10 protein-coding genes are annotated in these 10,699 nt (G+C 37.8%); all 10 read left to right on the top strand.

What is annotated here, in order from left to right; genetic code table 11:
- Nucleotides 1-104: 104 nt before the first annotated feature.
- Nucleotides 105-824, top strand: coding sequence for a GntR family transcriptional regulator (locus WKU33_RS11755; protein WP_340454716.1), 720 nt, complete (start codon nucleotides 105-107; stop codon nucleotides 822-824).
- A 277-nt stretch (nucleotides 825-1,101) separates the two neighbouring features.
- On the top strand, nucleotides 1,102-2,448 hold the full coding sequence (locus tag WKU33_RS11750; protein ID WP_340454714.1) for a M20/M25/M40 family metallo-hydrolase: 1,347 nt from the start codon (nucleotides 1,102-1,104) through the stop codon (nucleotides 2,446-2,448).
- Between the two features lie 54 nt (nucleotides 2,449-2,502).
- Nucleotides 2,503-4,062, top strand: a complete 1,560-nt coding sequence (locus WKU33_RS11745; protein WP_340454712.1) for an ABC transporter substrate-binding protein — start codon at nucleotides 2,503-2,505, stop codon at nucleotides 4,060-4,062.
- A 107-nt stretch (nucleotides 4,063-4,169) separates the two neighbouring features.
- Nucleotides 4,170-5,087, top strand: coding sequence for an ABC transporter permease (locus WKU33_RS11740; RefSeq protein ID WP_340454710.1), 918 nt, complete (start codon nucleotides 4,170-4,172; stop codon nucleotides 5,085-5,087).
- 13 nt (nucleotides 5,088-5,100) lie between these two features.
- Nucleotides 5,101-6,009, top strand: a complete 909-nt coding sequence (locus WKU33_RS11735) for an ABC transporter permease (protein ID WP_340454708.1) — start codon at nucleotides 5,101-5,103, stop codon at nucleotides 6,007-6,009.
- A gap of 15 nt (nucleotides 6,010-6,024) precedes the next feature.
- Nucleotides 6,025-7,002 carry an ABC transporter ATP-binding protein gene (locus WKU33_RS11730; protein ID WP_445321702.1) on the top strand — a complete coding sequence of 326 codons (978 nt, stop codon included), beginning with the start codon at nucleotides 6,025-6,027 and terminating at the stop codon, nucleotides 7,000-7,002.
- On the top strand, nucleotides 6,995-8,047 hold the full coding sequence (locus WKU33_RS11725) for an ABC transporter ATP-binding protein (protein WP_340454704.1): 1,053 nt from the start codon (nucleotides 6,995-6,997) through the stop codon (nucleotides 8,045-8,047). Before WKU33_RS11730 ends, WKU33_RS11725 begins: the two co-directional genes overlap by 8 nt.
- On the top strand, nucleotides 8,044-9,147 hold the full coding sequence (locus WKU33_RS11720) for an NAD(P)/FAD-dependent oxidoreductase (RefSeq protein ID WP_340454702.1): 1,104 nt from the start codon (nucleotides 8,044-8,046) through the stop codon (nucleotides 9,145-9,147). Before WKU33_RS11725 ends, WKU33_RS11720 begins: the two co-directional genes overlap by 4 nt.
- Nucleotides 9,148-9,333: 186 nt before the next feature.
- Nucleotides 9,334-9,624: a (2Fe-2S)-binding protein gene (locus WKU33_RS11715; RefSeq protein WP_340454700.1), complete on the top strand. Its 291-nt coding sequence runs from the start codon at nucleotides 9,334-9,336 to the stop codon at nucleotides 9,622-9,624.
- Nucleotide 9,625: 1 nt separating this feature from the next.
- Complete coding sequence (locus WKU33_RS11710; RefSeq protein ID WP_340454699.1) at nucleotides 9,626-10,678, top strand: NAD(P)/FAD-dependent oxidoreductase; 1,053 nt, start codon at nucleotides 9,626-9,628, stop codon at nucleotides 10,676-10,678.
- Nucleotides 10,679-10,699: the final 21 nt, after the last annotated feature.

The following is a 10,699-nucleotide window of genomic DNA, read 5'->3' as shown; positions in this document are numbered from 1 at the left end:
AATAAAGTTTTCATTAAATATTATAAAAACTGTTGACATAATTATTTAAGATGGTATTATGTTCAACAATAAAGTTATAATATTATAAACTTTTGGAGGCAATTATGATTAATAAAAATGCGCCATTTCCCTTATACATCCAGGTTAAAGACCTGCTTGAAGAGAAAATTGTGTCCGGTGATTGGCCAAAGGGATATCAAATTCCAACTGAAAAGGAGCTTGCAAAGCTTTTTGACGTTTCAACAATTACTGTAAAAAGAGCAATATTGGACTTGGTTCATGAAGGTCTATTGTATCGACAACGCGGAAAAGGAACTTTTGTGACATCTAAAATAGAGACAGATATACAGACTTTGGTAACTCTTAAATATGGACAAGATGAGGAAGTAAAGTTTCCCCACAGATTATTGGAGTTTGAAAAACAATTGGCTAATCCACTTATAAGTAAAGCTCTTGAGATAAGTGAGGAGGATGAAGTGTATAAGCTTACTCGCTTAAAATTAAATGGCTCAAAGCCAGTTGTATTAGAGTATACATATTTGGTCGCGGATCTAATTCCCAACTTAACGAAAAAAATAATTGAGGACGAATTACTATATAGCGTCTTACAAAATAATTATGCAATAGATTTGGCTCAAGCACGAATCTATTTTTCAATATTAAATGCAAATGCTAAAGAAGCGGCACTGCTTCAAGTTCCTGAAGGAGAGCGTTTATTTGTTATAAAAAGATTAACACGAACAAAACAGAACAAATTAATAGAGTATTCAAAATTCGTTGTAAGCCAAGAGGATTATCAATTTTATATAAATGTTGATATTTAATTTTTTACTAGTAGACATCGTTACTTTAATGTAATAAAGTTATAATATTATATTTTTGTAAATAAAGGAACTAAACAGGTAAATCATCCTTCTGTTCTAATAGAAAGATGTTTATATGTAAAAAATATGATTTTAATTTTTCCATTATTTGACCCATTTTATATAATTGGAGGATTCTTGAATTAGAAGGTGCTTTTAGTAAAGAAATTAGCTGAAAATGATATAGCAATACCATCTTTTAATGTTTTAAATCTCTATCTAAGAAAGGAAGATGATTGTGAACCAGGTTCATGCGTACATTAACCAGAAGAGAAGAAAGTATTTGAAATGGCTTGAGAAAGTTTGTAATCAACCAAGTGTTTCCGCGCAAAACCGTGGGATGGAGGAAATGTTTTTAATCCTGAAAGAGTTATTTGAGAGTGCAGGAGCAAGCACACAAAGAATAGAAACTGCTGGTTATCCTGTATTGATTGCTGAATTTCAAGGTGAGTCAAAGAGTACGCTCGCATTCTACAATCACTATGATGTTCAGCCAGAAGATCCGATTGATGAATGGGAAACCAATCCGTTTGAGACAACTTATACGGAGGATCTAATCGTTGCTAGGGGAGCAGCAGACAATAAAGGAAATATAATTGCTAGGCTTGCTGCTGTTGACGCCTATCAAAATGTGTACGGGAAACTTCCAGTTGGAATTAAATTTATTATTGAGGGAGAAGAAGAGGTTGGGAGTCCGCATTTGGAACTGCTTGCTCGGGAGCATACTTCTGAAATTCAAGCAGATGCAATTCTATGGGAAGGAGGGCTTCGTGAATATAATAATAAAAGATTGCATGTAGGGCTTGGTGTAAAAGGAATTGCTTATATTGAGTTAATTGCAAAAGGTGCAAAGAATGATTTGCATAGCTCAGAAGCTGCAATTATTGAAAATCCAGCATGGGAGCTTACCTGGGCTTTGGCTACATTGAAATCCAAGGATGAGAAAGTTTTGATTGAAGGATTTTATGATAAAGTTAAGCCTTTAACAGAACAATCAAAGAGATTTATTGAAACATTGGAATTTGACGAGGAATACACGAAAGCAAATTATGAAATAGATGAATTTATTAATGGTGTTTCAGGCTATGATTTGAAAAAAAGATTAATTGCTGAGCCGACGTGTACAATTTGCGGAATTAAATCAGGTTATATCGAGCAGGGAGCCAAAACAGTTTTACCAGCTAAAGCTACAGCAAAATTAGATTTTCGATTAGTGCCGGGGCAATCGCCTGAACATATTGTAGAACTTTTAAGAAAGCATTTGGACAAGCATGGTTTTGAGCATATTGAGATTAAGAGCCTTAACCATCTGGAACCATATAATACTGACCCAGATCATCCATTTGTAAAATTAGTGTTAGATGCAGTGGATGAAGTGTATGAGGAACAGCCGATTATTTATAGTAACCTGGCAGGCTCCAGTCCAATGTATAAGCTATTATCTAATTGCCCGATGCCAGCTGTCCAAATCGGCGTCGCGAATACTAACTCAAAGTTTCATGCACCAAATGAAAATATTACAGTTGACGATTTTATCCAAGGTACTAAAGTCGTAGCAACAATTATCAAGAAATTCAAAGCTTAGGGATATTAGCGTTTTAACGAATCAACTGATTTAAAAAGTGGGAGGAGAGTTTAAATGAAATTTAGAAGTTTTTACATGGCTCTTCTGTTTGTAGCTGTTCTCTTTTTAGCAGCTTGTTCGGGAGAAGATGGTGAGGCTCAAGATGCTTCTGAAGGAAGTGCAAAAACTAAAAAGGATAATCGGGATCTTATCATTGCACAATCTGCTGACATAACAACTTTAGATCCGCAAGATTCTTTAAGTACAAGTGGAGAGCGGATATTCCGGAATATGTATAACCGCTTATTTGCCAGAAATCAAGATATGGAAATCGTGCCTGAGCTTGTGGAAGATTTCGAGAATATTGATGATGAAACCTGGCACTTTAAATTAATTGAAGGTGTTACCTTCCATAACGGCGAAGAATTAACTGCTGAAGATGTGAAGTTTAGTTTAGAAAGAGTGATGACTGAGAAGTCCTTAAAGGAATATCCTTATTTTACGCAAATAAAAGAAGTCAATGTATTAGGTGATTATGAAGTAGAAATTATTACAGACGGTCCAATGCCTACACTGCAGCATGTTTTAGCAAAAAGTGGTGCTGATATTATGCCTAAGGATTACGTAGAAGAAGTAGGAATGGAAGGCTTTGCGAAAGAGCCGATTGGTTCGGGGCCATACAAATTTGTTAACTGGGATGTAGATAGCCAAGTTGAGTTAGAGAAATATACAGATTATTACGGTGAGGAAGCCGTTTGGGATACAGTTACAATTCGAGCGATCTCTGAAAGCTCCACTCGTGTCAGTGAATTTTTAACTGGTGGTGTTGATTTAATTACAGATGTAACACCAAATGAATGGGATCGGGTTGATGAGAATGAAGGTACTTCTTTAGTAGAGGGAGAAACAACTCGAGTAATCCTTTTAATGAATCGTATGACAGAAGGGTATGCAACGGCTGATGAGCGAGTTCGAGAAGCGATTGATTTAGCAATTGATAAACAAGCGATCGTTGATTCAGTGTTAGGCGGGTCAGGTGTCCCGGTTCGTTCCCGTGTACCTGAAGGGGTAGAAGGTTATGAGCCATCATTATATGACACTTCTGTATATGATCCTGAACGAGCGAAGGAGTTACTGAAAGACGCGGGTTATGAAGATGGCTTGGAGATTACTTTTACTTCATCAAACGGTCGTTACCCACTTGATGGACAAGTAGCTGAATTAATTGCCGTAATGCTAGAGCAAGTAGGTATCACCGTTAATCTAGAGCTTCTTGAATCGGGAACATTTATTGATAAATATTCTAATAATGAAAATGAAGAGTTAATTATGATTGGTTTAGCTGACGGTCTTTTAGATGCTTCTTACTCTTTAGTACACTATACAATTGACCGGGCTGCAGGACAAACGGATTATCATAATGAAGAAATTGACGAGTTGTTCAAAGAGGCTTCACGTAACTTAGACCGTGAATCTCGGAATGAACAGTTCCAGGAAATTCAGAAAACAATAGCGGAAGAACGACCGCACACGTTCTTATATCAAGATAAAGTACATTATGGTGTATCAAATGCGATAGAGTTTCAACCACGTCTGGATGAAGCAATGTATTATGATCATATTTTACCTAAATAAGTGTGAATGTAAAAATGGAAGCTTATAAAGAATAATTAAAATCTATTTATAAGCTTCCTAACCATTCTAATGACAACATATTAAATTTTTTCTAGGTGGGAGAGTTAATGAGTAAATATATCATCAAAAGGCTTCTTGAAGTAATCCCAGTTCTTTTCATTATTACATTTGCAGTATTCATCCTTGTATATCATGCAGGGGATCCGGTTTCTATGATGTTACCCGAGGATGCAAGTCAGGAAGATCGCGAAAATTTGCGAGAATCACTTGGTTTAAATGAGCCTTTTTTAGTTCAATACGGGAGCTTTATCAAGGATATCAGTACGGGTAACTTCGGAGTATCAACTCGCTATAACGCTGAGGCTCTCCCACTGGTTTTAGAACGTTTGCCAGCAACATTTGAACTAGCGGGAGCAGCGATGTTAGTATCACTGATCATCTCTATTCCTCTTGGGATTTGGTCTGCGAATAAGAGGAATTCGTTTGTTGACTTATTTATAACAGGTGGCTCTGTATTGGGAAAAGCAATGCCGAATTTCTGGCTTGGTATCATGCTGATTTTGGTTTTAGCAGTGATGATTCCAATATTTCCAGTTTCTGGCCGAGGGACAATGCTTCATCTCATTTTACCGGCTATTACTCTAGGAACATCGGTTGCAGCAGAGATGACAAGGCTTGTTCGTTCTTCAATGTTAGATACACTTGGTCAGGATTATATACGTACTGCGATGAGTAAAGGAGTTTCTGACAAAAAGGTAATTTTCTATCATGCTTTTCGCAATACTTTAATTCCTGTATTGACAATTACAACCTTACAATTATCAATTCTTGTCAGTGGTTCTATCATAACTGAGTCAGTGTTTCAATGGCCAGGTTTGGGGATGCTTCTAGTCCAAGCAGTAAACGCCCGTGATATGGCAGTTGTTCAGGCGGCTGTATTTATCATAGCAATTTTTGTTATTCTTGTAAACTTAATTACTGATCTAATCTATGTGATTATCGATCCTCGTATAAAATATAGCTAAGGAGGTGTTCCATATGGAAGATGCTACTTCGGCACTTAAAGATTCGAAGTCAAAAGTAAATATAAAGCCAGGAAGCAAACTTTCAGTGTTTATAAAATTACTTCTAAAAAGTAAAACTGGTTTAGTTGGTTTAATTGTATTAACAACTATTTCAATAGTAGCAATCTTTGCAGGCTATATCGCGCCGCATAACCCAGTCGAACCCAATCTGTCGCATATATTAGTACCGCCTTCTTGGCAAGAAGGAGGCATGTCTGAATACTTACTTGGGACAGATAATTTAGGAAGAGATATTTTTAGCAGACTCGTTTATGGAACACGGGTTTCCTTAATTGTCGGAGTATTATCGGTTGTTGTTGCCGGTGCAATTGGACTATTAATTGGAGTTGCCGCTGGTTACTTTGGTAAATGGGTTGACCAAGTATTGATGCGAATTGTTGATGCATTTCTTTCAATTCCAAGTATCCTATTTATCATGGTTGTTTTGACAATCTTTTCTCCAAATCTATTCATGCTCATTATAGTAATCGGGTTAACGACATGGGTAAACTATGCCAGAATTATTCGCAGTGAAGTACTAAGTTTGAAAGAACGCGAATTTGTTAAAGCATCACAAACAATCGGAACAAGTCACTGGACCATTATCCGAAAAAATTTAATTCCCAATGTAATGTCTACCTTTATTGTTATTTCTACATTGAGTGTGGCAACGACAATTATTTTGGAAGCATCGCTTAGCTTCCTCGGAATAGGTATACAGCCGCCTGATATTTCATGGGGCGGCATGCTGAATGATGGGAGAGATTATTTAGCTACACATTGGTGGATGGGGACCTTCCCTGGACTGGCTATTACGATTACGGTTCTCAGCATTATTTTCTTAGGTGACTGGCTGAGGGATGTATTGGATCCGAGATTATAAAAAGGGATGATAAAAATGGATTTACTTGAAGTGAAAAACCTGCATACACATTTCCACACAGATTACGGGTCGATTCCAGCTGTAAATGGCGTTTCTTTTTCTGTCAAAAAGGGAGAGGTACTTGGTATTGTCGGTGAATCAGGATGTGGAAAAAGTGTAACATCATTATCAATTTTACAGTTGCTCGGGAATAAAGGGAAAATTGAATCAGGGAGCATTTTATTTAAGGGACAGGAATTATCGACATTCTCAAAGAAGGAAATGCGAAAAGTGCGCGGCAATGAAATTTCGATGATTTTCCAAGAACCGCTTACTTCATTAAATCCTTTGATTCGCGTCGGCAAGCAAATAACTGAATCCGTTTTATTGCATCGTAATTACTCAAAAAAACAAGCGAAAGAACATGCGCTAAAAATGATGAAAATCGTTGGAATACCACAAGCAGATGAAAAATATGATTATTACCCGCACCAGCTGTCAGGAGGAATGCGTCAGCGGGTGATGATCGCGATTGCTCTCGCTTGTGACCCCGAGCTGCTAATTGCTGATGAGCCTACAACTGCTTTAGATGTGACAATTCAAGCACAGATATTAGGACTGATGAAAAAAATCTCCCGTGAGCTGGGCACGTCGATTATATTGATTACTCATGATTTAGGTGTAGTTGCGGAAATGGTGGATCGAATAGCGGTAATGTATTCCGGAAAAATTGTGGAAGAAAATAATGTTGAAGACTTTTTTGCAAATCCGAAACACCCCTATTCACAAGGGTTAATTAATAGTACGCCATCTGTTGATCAAAAAGAAGTTCTCAATCCTATTAAAGGAAACGTGCCTGCCCCTGTGAATAAACCGAGCGGCTGTCCATTTCATCCGCGTTGTCCATTCGCGATGGAGATTTGTAAAACAGAAGTTCCAGAAGATACTAACTTTGGGGAAAATATAATGGTGAATTGCTGGTTATATAGTGAGGAGGGGAAGCAGCATGGGTAAAGACAGCTTAACAGTAATAGAAAAGAAGGCTGAAAAATTAGCAGCAGAAAAACCGCTCCTCGAGGTAAAAAACTTAAAAACATATTTCACGATTTCCTCAGGGAAACTGAAAGGGGAAAAAAAATACTTAAAAGCAGTAGATGATGTTTCATTTTATGTTAATCCAGGAGAAACTCTAGGAATTGTCGGTGAGTCAGGATGCGGAAAGTCAACAACCGGTAATTCGATTATCCGCTTAGTTGAGCCAACCGCTGGTGAGGTTTTTTATGAAGGAAAAAACATTATAGGGATGAGCCATAAGCAATTTAAGCCATACAAGAAAAATATTCAAATGATTTTTCAAGACCCTTTTTCTTCATTAAATCCTAGAATGCGAGTGACAGATATTATTGCTGAACCACTTAAAACGCATAAGATCTGTAAGGGGAAGCAGCTTGAAAAGCGAGTCAACGGACTTATGGAAACAGTTGGACTAGACCCGGAATTGGCGAGTCGTTTTCCGCATGAATTTAGTGGTGGACAGAGACAGCGGATTGGTATTGCCCGGGCAATTGCCTTAAACCCTGATTTGATTATATGTGATGAGCCGGTATCTGCTCTGGATGTTTCTATTCAAGCGCAAATCCTAAATCTGCTAAATCGATTGCAAGAAGAGCTAGGTCTGACATATATTTTTATTGCTCATGGTATTCCCGCAGTGAAATATGTAAGCGACAGAATTGCTGTGATGTATATGGGGGAAATTGTTGAAATGGCTGATAAGGATGAGCTGTTTGAAACGACGCTCCATCCTTATACAGATAAATTAATTTCCGCAGTGCCGTCAACAGATCCTAAAAACCGGACAATTGTTAACGAGGATGCTGTGGCGGATGAATTGAATCAAGAGGAAACAGAGGTGATGGGCTGCAAGTTTTCTTCACGCTGCCCGCTTGCCAGAGAGCATTGCAGAAAGGTAAGACCAGAATTAAGAGAATTAAAGCCTGGACATTTTGTTAAATGTCATTATCCATTAAAAAGCGAGACATTGGAGGAGAGAAGATGAAAATTGTAGTGATTGGAGCGGGAGTTGTTGGAGCATGTGCCGCTTATTATTTATCAGAGAAAGAAAATCATGAGGTTATTTTAATTGATGAAGCATTTGATGGTAAAGCGACCCTAGCAGGTGCGGGTATTATATGTCCTTGGATTTCGCGGGTGGATGACCCTGACTGGTTTGCGATATCGAGCAGGGGCGCCCAATATTATCCCGAATTGATTCAATCTTTAGAAGAACTTGGTGAGACAAATACTGGCTACGGACAAACTGGAGCGCTGGCAACAAGTACAGACATCAATGTGATTCATGAATTGAAGGAAAGAGTGGAAAAGAAAAAAGAGGAATTTCCGATTATTGGTGAAATCAAGGTATTGGAAGCTCCACAGGCAAAAACATATTTTCCGCCATTAAGTGAGGATTTACATGCCCTTTATATTTCCGGTTCTGCTAGGCTGGACGGAAGGTTACTGGCTGAATCTCTAGTTCGAGCAGTGAAGAAAAATAAAGGGAGGGTAATTGAAGGAAAAGCTGCATTGAAGAAAGAAGGCAGCAAAGTCGTAGTTTCCATAAAAGAAGAGGATATAAAAGCTGATCAAGTTATTGTAGCGGCAGGCTCTTGGACGAATGAACTGCTTGAACCAGCAGGCGTTTCTATTCATCAAGAACCTCAGCGCGGCCAAATAGTTCATTTATCTGTAGATGAAGATACATCAAAATGGCCAGTTGTTCTTCCGCAAGAAAGCAGTCATTACATTGTTTCCTTTGATGATAATCGAATCGCATTTGGGGCGACTCGTGAAGATGGAAGCGGTTTTGATTATCGAATTACTGCTGGGGGAGTTCAAGAAGTGTTAAATGAGGGATTGCATGTTGCGCCAGGGCTTGCGAATAACAATTTAAAAGAAATCCGGATAGGATTCCGGCCGATGAGCCCGGATATTAAACCTTTATTAGGTAAAGTACCAGAATTAGATAATGTCATAATTGCAACTGGCTTGGGTGCATCTGGACTAACAATGGGACCATATGTAGGTTCTTTAGCGGCAAAAATTGCTTTAGGAGAAGAGATTGAAGTAGATTTAAAAGCTTTTAATCCAATGCGATAGCACATAGGGCTACAGTTAAATTTTGTTGATATATATAGTATTTTTTTCTCTCAGTTAAAACGAAAATAGGTTCGTAAATATAAAGTTATAATATTATAACTTTATTCTAGTATCTTTTATTATTTTTAATTCGGCTATTTTACTAAAAGAGGTGATGAGATGGGGGAGCATATACAAGTCCATCCAGTGTTTGGAGAGTTAGAATATCCAGATGTAGACATATTCTATGAAGGAAAACTTATAAAATCAAGGAAGGGGCAAACAGTAGCTGCGGCTTTGCTTGCTAATAATGTGAAAAAACTTGGAGTGAGCAGAAAACTTAATCAATCTCGAGGTGTTTATTGTAACGATGGTCGCTGTCACAGCTGTTATGTGACAATAAATGGAGAAGAGCATATCAGAGCTTGCAGTACACTCATTGAAAGTGGAATGGAAATAATGAGTTGCAGAAATGATCCAAATGTAAGGAGTAGTTGAAATGGAAACCGATGTTTTAATTGTTGGAGGAGGAGCAGCAGGATTGGCGGCAGCATATGAAACTGCTTCAATAGGACTTCAAGTTACAGTTGTGGAACAATCTTGGTCATTGGGTGGACATTTAAGAGAACAAATACAACCATTGAATCATTTGCCAGAGAAGTTTAATAATCTAAGAGGGTTTGAAATGGCAGATTTATTAATTAATCAATTGAATGCCTATCCGATTCAATTCTTAATGAACCATACTTTAATAGGAAGATATAAAAATGGCGCTTTTGGAGTTAGTGACGGGAGCCATATCTTTCCTATTAAGGCTTCTAAAATAATATTCTCAACAGGAGCCGCTGAAAAACCCATGGCCTTTCCAAAATGGACCTTACCAGGAATTATGACTGCAGGTGCTGCACAAATCTTTATGAATCGTGAAAGGGTTAAACCAGGCGAAGAAGTTATTATGGTTGGGTCTAGTGACTTTGCACTTGAAGTTTGCTGTCAATTATATAAGCTAGGTGCGAAAATAAAAGGGATAGTTGAGAAAAATAGTGTACTGCAAGCAACAAAGAAAAAAAATTTAGAAATGATTACTGCTTTAAATATCCCAGTATTTTTGCATTCAGAAATTGAAACGGCAATAGGGAAAGCTGCTGTTGAAAAGGTTGCTTTAAAAACCACAGAAAAAAACTTCGAAATATCTGTGGATTTAGTTTGTACAGCTGGAGGATTTTACCCGGCAATTGAGCCATTTCAAATGATTGGCTGTTCGTTATCTTACTCCATTTCTTTAGGAGGCTGGCTGCCTAATTATGATAATAACTTTAGGACAAGTGAGGAAGACATTTATGTAGCTGGCGACGCCTCTGGAATAACCTGTCATGGAGCGATTATATTATCAGGCTCTTTAGCTGGAATGAGTGTTGCGGCGTCAATAGATTGCGATAGGAAACTATTACAAAAGAAGCAAGAGACATGGGGAGAGATGAGGAACATTGAATTAGCATATGATTCAATAATCTGGAACGCTAGAAGGGAGCATATGAACAAACTTATTTGAAGTGTAATCTAACTCAAGAAG

The sequence above is a fragment of the Oceanobacillus sp. HCA-5259 genome (assembly GCF_037892815.1).
GTDB lineage: Bacteria > Bacillota > Bacilli > Bacillales > Amphibacillaceae > Oceanobacillus > Oceanobacillus indicireducens.
This window is presented reverse-complemented; position numbering and strand designations above follow the sequence as displayed.